We start from the raw sequence: 13,650 nt of genomic DNA on the forward strand, positions 1-13,650 counted from the left end.
TCGCGTTCTCGACGGATGCTATCTCCTCGTTGAGCTGATTGATGATGATGTGGGTGTGGAGATCGGAGAGGTTGTTGATCTGGGGGTCTGCCGCGCTCAGCTGCTGCTGTACGCCGATGAGGTCCGAGACGATCAGGTTGACCTGATCCGGGCCGATACCGCCAATCTCGCGGGTCGTTGCGTCGTTGAATAGATCTGTTGCCGTAAGCGCCATTTCCTGCCTCCTTCTCTACACTGTTACGAATGCACTGCCGTTACTTCGGTTAGTTGCGGAAGGGCTTGCTGGCGCAAGCCTCCCTCGAGAAGTCCCATGGCCGCACAATTTAGATGGCGGTGATGCGCATTGTGCAGCGAGCCATTTTTGTCCCCTGTTGTCCCGTCAATGTTTCATCTCAGCCCTGGCAATCCACCCGAGCAGCGATGTGATGCGCAGCATGAAGATTTATTTAGCTTCGTGGCGCCATTCGGCCGACACCGGGGCCAATGCGTACGGAAGCAAGGTGATAGGCGGACGATTCTATGACGCCTGTCTCGCTTCTGGTTTGGGATTTGTTGAGTTGTGACAACTCTCACGAGCAGCGCTCGACCGTGATTCTGGCTCGAATTTCGGCAGACCTTCGGAAAGCCGCCAACTCGGAATAAGAATCTCGGCGTCACATATATGGCCAACAAACTTCTGCCGCCACATTTGTGGCCGGTGGAGTGTGGTGTCACATATGGTGGGGCCAATTGTCGGCAGAAATTGCCGACGGTCGCATTCCTGCCGAAAAATGGTCCGTATCACCTGTCAAGGAAATTTGATCGCCGATCGGTCTCGGCTCGACGGAAACGCGCAATTGCAAATGAGTGTCGATCAAGGTCAGGCGCAAGCAGTACCTCCGCCTCGCGGGATTTCGAATCTGCTATCGACCCTGGCGTCCGACGACCCCGTGGCGCTTGGGCTGCGCGAGAGCGCGCGGCGCATGGTTGGCATTGCCGTGTTCAGCGGGGTGATCAATGTTCTGATGCTGTCGGGCTCGCTTTATATGTTGCAGGTCTATGATCGGGTTATTCCGAGCCGCAACATTACGACCTTGCTGGGCCTCTCGCTGATCGTGCTGTTTGCCTATCTTATGCAAGGATACTTCGACGCGCTGCGATCGCGCATGCTGTGTCGGGTCGCAACGGTTTTCGACGCCGGCTTGCAGCAATCGATCCACACGGCGCTCGCCACGTTGCCACTTCGCGGCGTGAAGCCGATGCTGATGCAGCAGCCTTTGCGCGATCTCGACCAGGTGCGCGGCTTTATGTCCGGCATGGGGCCAACGGCGTTCCTTGATATGCCGTGGATTCCGATCTTTCTCATTGCGTTGTTTCTGTTTCATCCGGCAATCGGTATGACGGCTCTGCTCGGGACCGCCGGGATCATTGCGATGACGTTGCTGACCGAGCGCATGTCGCGCGGTGCCGCCAGGGCCGCGATGGAATCAAGCGCCCAGCGCCAGGTGCTGGCGGATGCGACGCAGCGCAATGCCGAAATTATCCGGGCCCTGGGCATGACGGATCGATTCACCGCCCGCTGGTCGCGGGCCAACGAGCGCTATTTGCGGGAAAATATCCGCGCCACCGACGTTGCTGCCAATCTCGGCTCGGGCGCGAAGGTGCTGCGCTATGTGCTGCAATCGGGAATGTTGGGCATCGGTGCATATCTTGTCGTGGCCGACCGGGCTTCGGGCGGCATCATGATCGCGTCGTCGATCATGATGGGACGCGCTCTGGCGCCGGTTGAAATAGCCCTCAGTACCTGGAAGCAGTTGGTCGCCGCGCGCCAGGGCATCGTCCGCCTGCGCGAAATCTGCAAGGTTACCGCGACACTTCCCGCACCACCGGTGGTGCTGCCGCGTCCTTGCCGTGAGCTATCGGTGCAGGGTCTGGCCGTCGCTGCGCCCGGCACGGAAAAGCTGATCGTCTCGGAAATTTCTTTCTCGCTCCGGGCCGGCATGGGTCTGGTTCTGCTTGGCGCGAGCGCATCGGGCAAGACCTCGCTCTCAAAGGCGCTGGTAGGAATCTGGCAGGCCCAGCGCGGAGTGGTGCGGCTCGACGGCGCCGCGCTCGATCAATGGCGAAACGAGGATCTGGGCCGCTATATCGGCTACCTGCCTCAGGATGTTGCCTTGTTCGATGGCACCGTTGCCGAGAATATCTGCCGCTTCGACGATCAGGCGACCTCCGATGCCATCCTCAAAGCGGCGCAGATCGCCGGCGTGCATGACATTATCTTGCGCCTTCCGGAGGGCTATTCGACGCGGATCGGCGAGGGCGGCATGAGCTTGTCCGCGGGCCAGCGGCAGAGACTGGGGCTGGCGCGGGCGGTGTTCGGCGATCCGTTTCTGGTTGTGCTCGATGAGCCCAATGCCAATCTGGATGCCGACGGCGAAAATGCCCTGACCCGCGCCATTCAGATTCTGCGCCAGAACAATTGCATCGTCATCGTCATATCGCACCGTCCAAGTGCTCTCTCGGCATTGAACATGGCGATGGTGCTCTATGAAGGAAGGGCGATCGCCTTTGGCCCACGCGAAGAGATATTTGCGCGCGTTCGCACCGGGACAGGCCAAGCCGCGGCGGCAACGCAGGCCGCGGCAGCACGGCAGCCTGCGGCAGCAGGACAGTCGGCGGCGGCGAAGCAAACTGCGGCGCCGAGTCCGAATTCGGCGCGCCTCGCTGTGCTGGCCGAGAGCGCCCTGCCATGAGAACGGGGGACGGGGCACGACCTGACGGTCAATCTCCGCAGCGCTGGATCGGCGAGCAGCACGGCGGCGGAGTCGGGCCGCAAGGCGCCGCGCTGATTCTCGAACTGCAGCGGCTGCGCCAGGCGTTCGAACGCGAGGAACCGAACGAGCCGCATGCACCGCGGGCGCGTCACCCGGCGCGTGACGACCTGCATCGCGGGCGTCGGCGTGCGGCCCCGCCGAAGCGCAAAAAGGGCAAGATTGAACGGGTCATCAATGTCTGCCTGGAGCAATTTTGGTTTACTGGCGCCGCTCCGTCCGCGCGCGGAAGCGAACATGCACGCGAGCCGACTGCCGGCCCGCCGCCGCGCCGGCCCAGTCCGATCATCGTGCCTGACGGCCCATCCCTGATTAATGTGACGAGGCCCGGGCCGGACCTTCCCAAGCCGAATGACAAATATCAGTCGATGCATATCGAAAGCCCGCAATTGACCCTTCCACCTCCGGCGGGTAACGCCGGGCCGGCAACGGCCATGGGACAGCTGATCAAGAACTGCCGTGTCGGCCTGAGCGAGGGCGTTGCCTTCCTCATCAATCGTGACGGTTTGGCCGACAACGATAACGCGCCAGGCGAAAGCCTGAGTTTACGGGCCGGACGCGCGTTCGAGCATGAATTGCGAACCGGGCTTCGAGTGCTGCTTGTTGCCGGCGTGTTGGCCGGCGGCTGGACCGTGCTGATGCCGCTTGCCGGGGCCGTCGTGGTTCCCGGTAACCTTGTGGTTCAATCGAACGTCAAGACCATCCAGCATCCGACCGGCGGGGTTGTCGCGGAGATCGCGGCCCGCAATGGAATGCGGGTGGGTGTCGGCGATTTGCTGGTGCGGCTCGACGCGACCCAGGCGCAGGCCAGTCTGCAGGTGGTGAGTAAGCAGCTCGATGAATTCCGGGCCCGGATTGCCCGGCTGGTTGCTGAGCGCGACGGCCTGCCCGGGCTCCAGGTGCCGGCCGAATTGGCGGTGCGATCGGGCGAGGGCACCGTCAAGACCCTCCTGGCATCGGAGGAATCCCTGTTCAAGGCCCGGGCCAATGCGCGTCGGAGCCAGATCGATCTTCTGCAAAGCCGGGTCTCGCAGCTCGGCGAGGAAATTACCGGCCTCGATGCCCAGGTGGCGTCCAAGACCAGGCAACTGGAGCTGATTACTGGTGAACTCTCCGGTGTCCAGGAACTCTATGACAAGCGGCTTGTCCCGCTGACGCGACTCACGAGCCTGCAGCGTGAGAGCGCGCGGATCGAAGGCGAGCGCGGGCAGTTGATGTCGGCGATCGCCGAGACAAAATCAAAGATCGGCGAGGCGCAACTTCAGATCGTGCGACTCGATCAGGATTTCCGGACCGAGGTTGTGAAGGAACTCGGCGAGACACAGGGCAAGGAATCCGAACTTGTGGAGCGTAGCGTCGCTGCGCGAGATCTTCTTGACCGGATCGAGATCCGCTCGCCGGCTTCGGGGGTGATCCATCAGCTCTCCGCGCACACCATCGGCGGTGTCATCCGCGCCGGCGACGCCATCATGGAAGTCGTGCCGGACACCGATGATCTGCAAATCGAAGCGCGGATGCAGCCCGGCGATATCGATCAGGTACGGACGGGCCAGACGGCGTTCATACGCTTCTCGGCCTTCAACCAGCGTGTGACGCCGCAGCTCACCGGTGTGGTGTCATATGTGTCTGCTGATACCAGCCGCGATCAGCAGACCAATGCGTCTTACTTCACGGTCAGGGTGATGCTTCCCGAAGATGAACGTCGTCGGCTCGCTGGACTGCAGCTCGTGTCGGGTATGCCCGCGGAAGTCTTCATGCAGACGGGCAGCCGGACCATGATGAGCTATTTGTTGAAGCCGGTTACCGATCAGTTCCAGCGCGCCTTTGTCGAGCGATGAGCGCTGGTCGCGTGTGGTACTGACGCCATCCGAACGCCAGTCGAGCCACACGTGCTGAGCGAGGACCGCTCAGGTGGAGCGGAGTTGCATTTGCTCCAGCACCGCGCGGCCGAGCAGGCCGTAAGGGCTCGCGAACGTCTCCATCATCTCGAAGTGATTGTAGTTCTCATTGACGAGATACTGCACCGGCTTGTTGGCGGCCTTGAGCGCGGCGGCAAAATCGCGGGTCTGGCGTTGAAATTCGGGCGTCTCGTAGGTGCCATGGGCAAGCACCAGAGGCGTGTTGATCCGCGCCAGATGGCGCTGGGTAGAGAGACGCTCCTCCATCTCGTCTGTGAAGTGGACATATTTCGAGCGCGCCGAAAGCCGAACCGGCCTAAGATCGGACATGCCGCTTGAAAGCACGGCGCCCTTGATGAGGTTGTCGGGGAGGTCGAAATCCCCGCGCCATTCCGTGAGCAGCGCCACTCCGGCCAGATGCGCGCCGGAGGAGAAGCCGGACAAATAGATGCGTCCGGCGTCGCCACCGAAGTCCTTTGCATGGCGCGCGGTCCAGGCGATGGCGCGGCGGACCTGGTCGACCATCGGCATCAGATCGCCATTGGCCTCGTCCACCGAGATGAAGTCAGGGACGACGTAATGCGCGCCGGCGTTCATCAGCATTTCGGCGGGAAAGGCGTATTCAGCCGCCGGGCGCTGGTGCCAGGCCCCGCCGTGAATGTGAATGTGGATCGGCGCATTGGCCCGTTTGGTGGAATAGACTTCGAGCCGCTCGATGGCGGTCGGGCCGTAATCGAGGCGTTTGGGCTCGCCGAGGCGCGCGCGCATCGCATTGCTGTTGGACGCATAACGCCTGGTGATCTGCTGCAGGTTCGGCGCGTATTTGGACTGGTCATACGCGTCGTCGAGTTCCTTCTGGTCCATGTTGAGCCAGACCAGCGGCCCCTTTTCCGAACCGGCGGCGGGAGATGGCCCCGCAAACGCCGTGCCCTCTGCCGCGGCGGCGATGCCGACCGAAATCCCTGCCAGCACCGTTCTGCGATCGACTTTCACAGCTTGGTTATTCCGTCCAGTCATCGGCTAGGCACCGAGCCGCGGCAGCAGCTTCAGCGCATTGCCGCGCTCGATCTCCATGATCTGTGCTTCGGTGAAAACGCCCGAATTCCGCAGTCCCTTCACATGGTCGATGCCGGTGCGATAGGGAAAATCGGTGCCGAACACAATCTGCGAAGTCGGGATCACCGCGGTCAGCGCCGACATCGCGGCCTTGTTCGCGGTTTGCGCGGTGTCGTAATAGAAGCGCGTCAGTTCGGCCAGCGTTCCCTCGGGCACGGCCGCCTTTGATTTCGGATCGAGCAACGGCTGGCGGACGAACCGCTCGATCAGGAACGGCATGGTGCCGCCGGCATGCGAGAAGATCCAGCGGATGTCGCGGAATTTCTGCGCGTTGCCGGAGAAGATGATGTCGCCGATGGTGCGGGTCGTATCGGTGCCCCATTCGATCATCCCCGGCGGTTCGGTGCGCACCAGGTTGACGCAGCAATCGGCCGTGGCCGGATGGGTGTAGACCACGACCTTGCGCCGGTTGAGTTCTTCCATGACCGGCAGGAAGGCGGGATCGCCGAGCCACTTGTCGTGATAGTTCGTCAACAGGCCGATGCCGTCGAGCTTGAGGGTGTCGAGTGCGTAGGATATTTCCTTCAGGCTGCCGTCGACATCGGTGAGTGGAAGCATTGCGAAGCTCCCGAAGCGGCCGGGATGGTCGGCGATCAGCTTTGCGGCGTATTCGTTGCACTCGCGCACCAGCTTGCGCGCCGCCTCGCCGGAGGTGAAATTGACGCCCGGCTGCGTCACCGAGAGCATCGCGACCGCGATGCCCGCCTGGTCCATATCGGCCAGCGATTTTTCGGGCGTCCAGCCGCGCATCAGGCCATCACCGAAATTGGCGCCGACCGACGCCGCGATGTAGCTCGGTGGCGACAGATGATGATGAACATCGATGCGGTAGGGCTTTGCCCCGGCGGTCTGCGCCATGGCGTTCTGCGGGTGTCCCAACCCCGCCGCCGCCACGGTCGCGGCGCCGGCCAGTCCAGCCACGAATTGACGCCGGCTCAGCGCCGCGCCGGACAGCGAAAGGGTGCTCTCGCAGCCGCCGCAGGCGCAGCCTCGGTACGACCAGCGCTTGTTGCCATCGTGTTCGTTCATAACGCCCTCCCTGCCGGGTCCCTTCAGGACTTCTCGTCTTGATCGGTCCGATAAATGTCACAGTCCAGCTATGTACCGCAGATAGCGTGGCAGACAATAGATTCGCGATCTCAAGCCATTGGAAAATCCAAAAAATAGCATGGCCTGCGCGGGGGTCTGATCGGCGTGCCGGTTCACGCCTGCCGCTCGTTTTCTTGTTTGAAGCTTCGGATCGCGCGGCGCGTTCCGGTTTCACACGCGCGAAGCTTGCGTTCGAAGCCAAGCGGGTGCGGCGCGTCGGCATCTTGCATGCCAGAAGGCCGGCCAAATGTTTGCCGACATGCTGCACTGCGATGTCCACAAGGGCAGAAGGATTGCCTCTTTTCGCGCGACAAAATGCAACGGACTCGCGGTGCGGATTCTGCTATTGTGCGCGCGTCAATTGGCTTCACACAGGAGTGGAGTTCATGAACAAGCTCGTTGAAATTCGCCGCCAGGAATATTTTTGCCGGGAGCGTGCGTACCTTGATTCCGAGCGTAGGGTTTTCTGGCTCGCAGAAGCCGAAGAGTGGGAGCAGCGTGCGCTTGACGAAATTGCGTTCCATTTCAGGGAATGCAATCTCGATGCTTCCGGTCATTCCCTTGCCGCCAACTGAGCGGTTCCAGACCTTTCCGTTGCGTTAGACCGTTAGCCGCCGCGTGCAGCCGATACGCTGCCGGTGAGTTGCTGCGCGAGAGCGTGTTGCCGAGGCGGACCTCAGCCCGGCGGCGCGGTCGCGGCGACGTGCGCGCGCTGGTCAGTGCCGCCGTTCGGGCTTTGTGACGGTTTGCCTGACTTCGGCGCCGCAGTCGGCGCACTCATAGATGAAGTCGATCTTCGCCATGCTCCAATGCGGCTCGATGTCTCTGACATACATCGGCAGCAGCCCGATGCAGCCGGGGCAGACCACCGGGGGCGTCTCGACGAGGTCGTGATGCTGAACGTAGGCTGGCATATCGCTCTCCTTCGAAAGCCGAAAGTGAACATCAACCCCGAAACCAGCCTACTGCGCGGAATCAAAGGTCCCTCATCAACTCTTTCGAACGTTTGAGGAACGGCTGCATAATCCCGGCACATGTGACATTCCTGTTACATATCCGTTCGCGGCCGATGCTGGCATCGTGCTATATGCCGGTTGCGATACATAATAACAAAAGATCATCACGGGGAAGGAATGAGGATGGCACTGTTGCAGCAGAGCGTCCCGGGGGAACGCGATGCGTCGGAGCGGGCAGGGGAGGATCCCGTGCTGCAAAGCGCCGTTCGAAAAGCCGCGCTCAGGTTCGTGCCGCTTCTGACCATCGCCTATCTCTTCAACTATCTCGATCGCACCAGTCTTGGTTTCGCCGCCCTGACCATGAACCAGCAGCTTGGCCTGTCGGCGTCGCAGTTCGGTCTTGCGGCGGGCGTTTTCTTTCTCGGCTATTCGCTGTTTGAAGTGCCGAGCAACCTGATGCTCTATCGCTTCGGCGCGCGGCGCTGGCTTGCCCGCATCATGATCAGCTGGGGCATCGTGTCGGCGGCAACCGCCTTCGTGGTCGGGCCGAACAGCTTCTACGGCCTGCGCCTGCTGCTTGGGATCGCGGAAGCCGGGTTCTTCCCGGGGGTGACGTTCTTTCTCGCCGCCTGGTTTCCGGCCCAATACCGCACCAGGATGCTGGCCTGGTTCCTGGTCGGGATTCCCTTGTCCTCGCTGGTCGGCAGCCCGGTCTGCGGCCTGCTGCTGCAGATGGACGGCATCTGGGGTCTCGCCGGATGGCAGTGGCTGTTTCTGCTGGTGAGCCTGCCCTGCATCCCCCTGGGGTTTTTGACGCTGCGCCTGCTTTCCGATTCCCCGCAGGCCGCGACCTGGCTCACGCCCGACGAGCGTGACATGCTGGACGAGGTGCTCGCTTCCGAAGTGCGGGAGCGGCCGCATTCTTCATTGCTGGCGGCATTCAAGGATTCGCGCGTGCTGATCTGCGCCGTGATCCAGTTCGGCTTTACGCTAGGCTCCTACGGCATCGGCATCTGGCTGCCGCTGATGCTGAAGGAATATCATTTGTCGAATCTGGCGATCGGCTGGACCGCCGCCATCCCCTATCTGTTTGCTTCCGTTGGCATGATCCTGTGGGCGCGTTATGTCGACGAAAAAGGCCGGCGCATCGTCAACCTGGCGATCGCGTGCCTTCTCGGCGGTGTCGGGCTGCTGGCGCCGATCATCTCCGGCTCGCTTCCCGTCGCCGTCATCGGTTTCAGCCTGGCGCTGGTCGGCGTGACCGCGGCGCGGGCGATCTTCTGGACCATCCCGACCCGGTTCCTGACCGGGGTCGCGGCCGCGGGCGGGTTGGCCTTCATCAACTCAATCGCCACCGTCGGCGGCTTTGTCGGTCCATCGATGATGGGCTGGCTCAGGGAATTTTCAGGGTCCTACGTCGTCGGCTTGCTGGCCGTGGCGGCGATCATGGTCGCCGCGACCGCGGCGTCGATGTCGCTGAAGCTGGTGATATCGCGGGAGTGAGGCGGCTCGCGAGGTGAGGGAAGAGCGGTTTCCGGTCGAGGGGCTAGATGTGACACCGGATCAAGTTTGTAGCCACGACGGAAGCGCGCTCCCTCTCCCGCTTGCGGGGGAGGGTTGGGGTGGGGGTCTTCACAAGACGCAGCTGGTCGAGGGGATAGGCTTTGCCCCACCCGCCGCGCTCTGGCGCGCAATTGCGCTCCCGAGCGCGTCGACCTCCGCCGCAGGCGGGAGAGGTGAAGAAGTGCACCTGAAGAAGTGCACCTATCGACAGGCCGATTCAATTAAGAGCCATCGCGTTCCAGGCGAAGCCTTCCTCACGCCGTCTCATGCTTTTTGAGATCGCGCAGATGATCGAACCGGCTCGCCTGCAGGTCGGCGCCAGTCGAGGCGATTTCCGGAACCGCGGCCTCCGCCAGGATGTCCTTGGTGATGTCCTCGACCGCGCCGTCGGCGATCTCGTGAATGAAGCTGATGTTGCCGTATTCGCCGGACACGATGCGCGAGATAACCTCGCGCCGGGTCACTTCCGGATCGACGATGGCTTCGCGGCCGCGCCGTCCGTAGTCGATCATCACGACGAAATACTGCATGCGCGGTTCGCTGCGCTCCCGGCGGGCGTTGCCCGGTTGGGTCGCAGTATTTCTGAAATTCAGAAACAAGTCAACCCTATAATTCTGGAAATCAGAAATTTGGTGCCTGCCGCATGGTTCAGCCCGCGAATCACGGCCCGTTCCGGCGTCATTTCGCGGGCGTTTTCCCGCGCGCCGCCTTGCGCGAGCGCGCCGTCGCCTTGGCGCGCAGCCGCTCGATCTGGCCCCGCGGCAGGGTGACGCAGATTTCCCCGATCCATTCCAGCTTTACCCCAACGATCGGCTTGGCGTTGAAGCTCGTGAGGTTGACCAGGGTGGCGGATTTGCCCCGCTCGACGGTTTTCAGGTAGCGCTCGCCGGTCTTCAGCCGCACCGCGGCCTCTTCCCCGTAAAAGCTCGAAACCGGGTGCCGCTGCTCCCGGTAGACCACGATAATGTCGCCATTTTCATATTTCGGCAGCATGGAATCGCCGGCCACTTCGAAGGCGATGGTCTCCTCCGCGATCGGGAAGGGCAGTTCGACCTCGCCCAGTCCCTCCGGGGGTACCTGCTCGTGTTCCGGCTCGATCGCCGCACCGGCGCCGACCCGGCCCATGATCGGCACCGAGTTCAGCTCGAGATAGTCGATGATCGGCTGGATTTCCGAGGCCTTGATCAGGCGGGCATCGGACAGGATTTCGGAAACAGCACCGGGGCGAACGCCCATCGCCGCCGCAAGCCCCCCCTTGGTCTTGCCCGGCTTCTTGAGCCCCCGCTCGATCAGCTTGTTGTCCAGCATGGCGTATCTTTTCCGAATTTCAGAAATGAAAGCAATTCCGATTATCCGAAATCGGGCTTGACTTTCATTTCGTAATATCAGAAGTATGAGAACATAACGTGAAAACCTCGGAGGGCTGCCATGCAGTCGAGCTGGGCGGAAGAACATTCGCGGGCGCTGCGCGAATATCTCGAAAAAGGGCTGTCCTTTTCGCGGATCGCAAATGCGATCAACGCCAGGTTCAACACCGGCTATTCCCGCAATGCCACGATCGGCCGCGCCAGGCGCATGGGGCTTTCCGGTCCCGGGCGGGCCGATATTCCAGCAGCGCGGAAACCGCAGCCGAAGCCGCGTCCGGCGCGGCTGCTAAAAATACGCGCGCGCGCCCTTGCCCCATCCCGGCCGAAGCCGACGGTGCGGAAACGGGCCGCGGCGCTGAAACTGCGCTGCGTCGGCATCGTGCCGCGCCACCTGTCGCTGCTTGAGCTTGAACGCGGCGATTGCCGTTACCCTTATGGCGGCGAGGCGGAGGGCGAGGCCATCACCTTTTGCGGCCACCCACGCCGCGAGGGTTCGAGCTACTGCGTCGCGCATTTTCACCTGACCAGCAGCCCCGCCGCTGTGTCGGAGCGCTCGGCGGGCAAGGTGCTGTTGCGGCTGGTGGCGGCGGCATGAGCACAGAACTCTCTCATCTCGCAGTCCGTATCAAGCGGCTTTCGCCGCGGCATCGGCTGGCGCATCTGCGCGCGCTGATCCGGCGCGAGCCGGCCGGCTCAAACCGCAGGCTCACGCTCGTGGCGCTGTTGCACGATCAATGGGCGACGACGCCCGCAAACGATAACCGCAGTCTGTGAGGCGTGCGCCATGAACCGTCCCTGGATGCCCCTTTATGTCGGCGACTATCTCGGCGACACCGGCCACCTGACCACGGCGCAGCACGGGGCCTATCTGCTCTTGATGATGCACTACTGGCGCAAGGGCGAGCTTCCCGACGACGACCGGCAGCTCTCCAAGATCACAAAGCTGCCTTTGCGGACCTGGTGCGAGTATCGTCCGACCCTGCAGGATTTTTTCCACGAGGGCTGGAAGCACAAGCGGATCGACGCCGAGTTGGCGCGGATGATGCGCGTTTCCGAGAAGCGCGCGATCGCCGGCCAAAAGGGCGGCCTCGGCTCGGCGCTGGCGCGCATGAAGCTGGAAAATGCCTCGCGTTCCCGGCCACTCCCGCCCCGGGCAATTGCTTCGCGATCGTCGGGCGTGGCTCAAGCCGGCGCCGACCACTCACACCCACACTCAGATCAGAATCTTCCCCAGGGCGAAGCGCACATCGCAGCTGGCTCAATGCCGCATGCGGGGGGAGCGAAGGAAAAACCTGGCATCGCCGTCAGCCCGGAGCTTGTGGCCTACGTCGCGAGGCGCGCGACGTAAGAGACGAACGATTTTCGCCATTCGAACATCCACGCTTGCAAGGGAGCTATCATGGCACGGGCCAGACGCAAGAGGGCGCACAAATCGGCTAAAATTCATGACCGCAGGTCGCAGGACCTGCCGCGCAACGCCGAAGTGGCGGAGGTTGAAGTGGACGATCCGCTGGCGCTGGAGCCGGGCGAAAAGATCGTCACGCTGCGCTCGATCCGCAACGATCCGCTGGGCAGGCTGCACAGCCGCCGCCAGATCGACGAGGCGCAGTACCAGGGCGGGCGGGCGTTTCAGGACGATTGGGAAAAGGCCGAGCGCGACCCGCAGGCCGTCGATCCGACGCGGGAATATGTCGATGGCGGACAGGCGCGGGAGCCGATCACCGAACGCCAGCGCAAGGCGGTGCTGCGGCTCAACCGCGCCGAGCGCGAACTCGGCGCTGATGGCGCAGCGCTGGTGCATGAGGTTTTGGTTCTCGGGCTGACCATGGAGCAGATTGGCCAGCGCCGCGGGCTGCGTGGCCAGCGCTGGATCGACTATTTTGCCAGACGGTTCCGTGAATGCCTCGACCGCCTGGCGCTGCTCTACGGCTTTGCGACGGAGCGGCGGTAATGGTGCTGAATATTGGCTTCGCCGGATGAAAATTGGTGACTTTGCTTCTTGATGCAGCGGCGCTGCTGGGCGCCGCTTTGTGGAAGGTCGCGCTAGAACGAACGGGCAAGAAGAGTAACTACGCCGCGTGCCCGATCACCGGCGCGATATTCTTCAGCTCTTTTCCAATCGCGCGTTCGGCCATTTGAACATCAAAGGCATTCTGCAGGTTCAGCCACAGTGCAGCCGTCGTCCCGAACGCCTTCGACAATCGCAGGGCCGTATCGGCGGTGAGGCCAGTCTCTTCATTGGCCAGTCGCTCGATACGCGTTCGAGGCACGCCGCACACCTTGGCTAGCGCGCCCGCTGACATATCGAGAGGGATCAGGAACTCTTCCCGAAGCACTTCACCGGGATGCATCGGTGCAAGTCTTTTTTGAGCGACTTTTTTTGATGCGTGTCTCTTTTTCATTGGCGAGTTCCTGACACTAATTTATCCGCTAGTGATAGTCCGTAAATTCGACGTCGATCGGGCCCTCGTCTGTCCAGATGAAACAGATGCGGAACTGGTCGTTAACGCGGATCGAATGCTGCCCGATCCTGTCACCTTTCAGCATTTCCAGACGATTTCCCGGCGGAGCTCTCAGATCGCCTAATAGAGCCGCGGCATGCAGAAAACCAAGCTTGCGGCGGACGATCTTGATCAGGTCGGACGGAAAGCCCTTGCCCAGGATACCATTAAAAGCATTCTCCGTCTGTTTGTTCCGGAAGCTCCTGATCATTCAGGTATGTATCATATCATGATACATGCGTCAACGGCTGACCGAACGGAGGTAATGCGCGAAAACTTTTACCCCCGAGGTAATCGCCACGCGTCATCCGGCCGGCCAGAATCGCGATCATCAGCAAATTGATCAGGGA

General features: G+C 62.1%; 16 protein-coding genes. 8 read left to right on the forward strand and 8 right to left on the reverse strand.

Annotated elements, in window-relative coordinates; translation table 11 throughout:
• Positions 1-214, reverse strand: a 214-nt coding sequence (locus tag E8A46_RS15290) for a hypothetical protein (RefSeq protein ID WP_291562111.1), incomplete at its 3' end; no start/stop codon positions are given.
• A gap of 628 nt (positions 215-842) precedes the next feature.
• On the opposite strand from E8A46_RS15290, the gene E8A46_RS15295 reads away from it, so the two are divergent.
• Together E8A46_RS15295 and E8A46_RS15300 are read left to right on the forward strand one after the other, a co-directional pair.
• Complete coding sequence (locus E8A46_RS15295) at positions 843-2,732, forward strand: type I secretion system permease/ATPase (RefSeq protein ID WP_291562113.1); 1,890 nt, start codon at positions 843-845, stop codon at positions 2,730-2,732.
• Positions 2,729-4,648, forward strand: a complete 1,920-nt coding sequence (locus E8A46_RS15300) for an HlyD family type I secretion periplasmic adaptor subunit (RefSeq protein ID WP_291562115.1) — start codon at positions 2,729-2,731, stop codon at positions 4,646-4,648. The genes E8A46_RS15295 and E8A46_RS15300 overlap by 4 nt, the downstream gene beginning before the upstream one ends.
• 69 nt (positions 4,649-4,717) lie before the next feature.
• On the opposite strand, the gene E8A46_RS15305 is transcribed toward E8A46_RS15300, so the two are convergent.
• On the reverse strand, positions 4,718-5,701 hold the full coding sequence (locus E8A46_RS15305; RefSeq protein ID WP_291562116.1) for an alpha/beta hydrolase: 984 nt from the start codon (positions 5,699-5,701) through the stop codon (positions 4,718-4,720).
• Between the two features lie 27 nt (positions 5,702-5,728).
• A complete protein-coding gene (locus E8A46_RS15310) occupies positions 5,729-6,853 on the reverse strand; it encodes an amidohydrolase family protein (RefSeq protein ID WP_291562118.1) in 1,125 nt (374 codons plus the stop codon).
• Positions 6,854-7,299: 446 nt separating this feature from the next.
• On the opposite strand from E8A46_RS15310, the gene E8A46_RS15315 reads away from it, so the two are divergent.
• Positions 7,300-7,488 carry a hypothetical protein gene (locus tag E8A46_RS15315; protein ID WP_291562119.1) on the forward strand — a complete coding sequence of 63 codons (189 nt, stop codon included), beginning with the start codon at positions 7,300-7,302 and terminating at the stop codon, positions 7,486-7,488.
• 141 nt (positions 7,489-7,629) lie between these two features.
• Here E8A46_RS15315 and E8A46_RS15320 read toward each other — a convergent pair whose 3' ends face one another.
• Complete coding sequence (locus E8A46_RS15320) at positions 7,630-7,827, reverse strand: hypothetical protein (protein WP_291562121.1); 198 nt, start codon at positions 7,825-7,827, stop codon at positions 7,630-7,632.
• A gap of 225 nt (positions 7,828-8,052) precedes the next feature.
• Here E8A46_RS15320 and E8A46_RS15325 point away from each other — a divergent pair, with 225 nt between their 5' ends.
• Entirely contained in the window at positions 8,053-9,372 is a 1,320-nt protein-coding gene (locus E8A46_RS15325) for an MFS transporter (RefSeq protein WP_291562123.1), read from the forward strand.
• Between the two features lie 314 nt (positions 9,373-9,686).
• Here the strand turns inward: E8A46_RS15325 and E8A46_RS15330 are convergent, their stop codons facing one another.
• Positions 9,687-9,962, reverse strand: a complete 276-nt coding sequence (locus E8A46_RS15330; RefSeq protein ID WP_291562125.1) for a hypothetical protein — start codon at positions 9,960-9,962, stop codon at positions 9,687-9,689.
• Positions 9,963-10,110: 148 nt separating this feature from the next.
• Positions 10,111-10,740 carry a S24 family peptidase gene (locus tag E8A46_RS15335; RefSeq protein ID WP_291562127.1) on the reverse strand — a complete coding sequence of 210 codons (630 nt, stop codon included), beginning with the start codon at positions 10,738-10,740 and terminating at the stop codon, positions 10,111-10,113.
• Positions 10,741-10,860: 120 nt separating this feature from the next.
• Here E8A46_RS15335 and E8A46_RS15340 point away from each other — a divergent pair, with 120 nt between their 5' ends.
• From E8A46_RS15340 to E8A46_RS15355, 4 genes are read left to right on the forward strand one after another with little or no spacing between them, the layout of a single operon-like run.
• Positions 10,861-11,394 carry a GcrA family cell cycle regulator gene (locus tag E8A46_RS15340; protein ID WP_291562130.1) on the forward strand — a complete coding sequence of 178 codons (534 nt, stop codon included), beginning with the start codon at positions 10,861-10,863 and terminating at the stop codon, positions 11,392-11,394.
• Positions 11,391-11,573, forward strand: a complete 183-nt coding sequence (locus E8A46_RS15345) for a hypothetical protein (RefSeq protein ID WP_291562132.1) — start codon at positions 11,391-11,393, stop codon at positions 11,571-11,573. Before E8A46_RS15340 ends, E8A46_RS15345 begins: the two co-directional genes overlap by 4 nt.
• A 10-nt stretch (positions 11,574-11,583) precedes the next feature.
• Positions 11,584-12,147, forward strand: a complete 564-nt coding sequence (locus E8A46_RS15350) for a DUF1376 domain-containing protein (RefSeq protein WP_291562134.1) — start codon at positions 11,584-11,586, stop codon at positions 12,145-12,147.
• Between the two features lie 51 nt (positions 12,148-12,198).
• A complete protein-coding gene (locus tag E8A46_RS15355) occupies positions 12,199-12,750 on the forward strand; it encodes a hypothetical protein (protein WP_291562135.1) in 552 nt (183 codons plus the stop codon).
• Positions 12,751-12,868: 118 nt separating this feature from the next.
• On the opposite strand, the gene E8A46_RS15360 is transcribed toward E8A46_RS15355, so the two are convergent.
• Together E8A46_RS15360 and E8A46_RS15365 are read right to left on the reverse strand one after the other, a co-directional pair.
• Positions 12,869-13,201 (reverse strand): HigA family addiction module antitoxin, encoded by a 333-nt coding sequence (locus tag E8A46_RS15360; RefSeq protein ID WP_291562137.1) that lies wholly within the window; start codon positions 13,199-13,201, stop codon positions 12,869-12,871.
• A gap of 28 nt (positions 13,202-13,229) precedes the next feature.
• Positions 13,230-13,511 (reverse strand): type II toxin-antitoxin system RelE/ParE family toxin, encoded by a 282-nt coding sequence (locus E8A46_RS15365; protein WP_291562141.1) that lies wholly within the window; start codon positions 13,509-13,511, stop codon positions 13,230-13,232.
• Positions 13,512-13,650 lie beyond the last annotated feature (139 nt).

The organism is Bradyrhizobium sp. (assembly GCF_004799445.1).
In the GTDB taxonomy this organism is placed as follows: domain Bacteria; phylum Pseudomonadota; class Alphaproteobacteria; order Rhizobiales; family Xanthobacteraceae; genus Bradyrhizobium.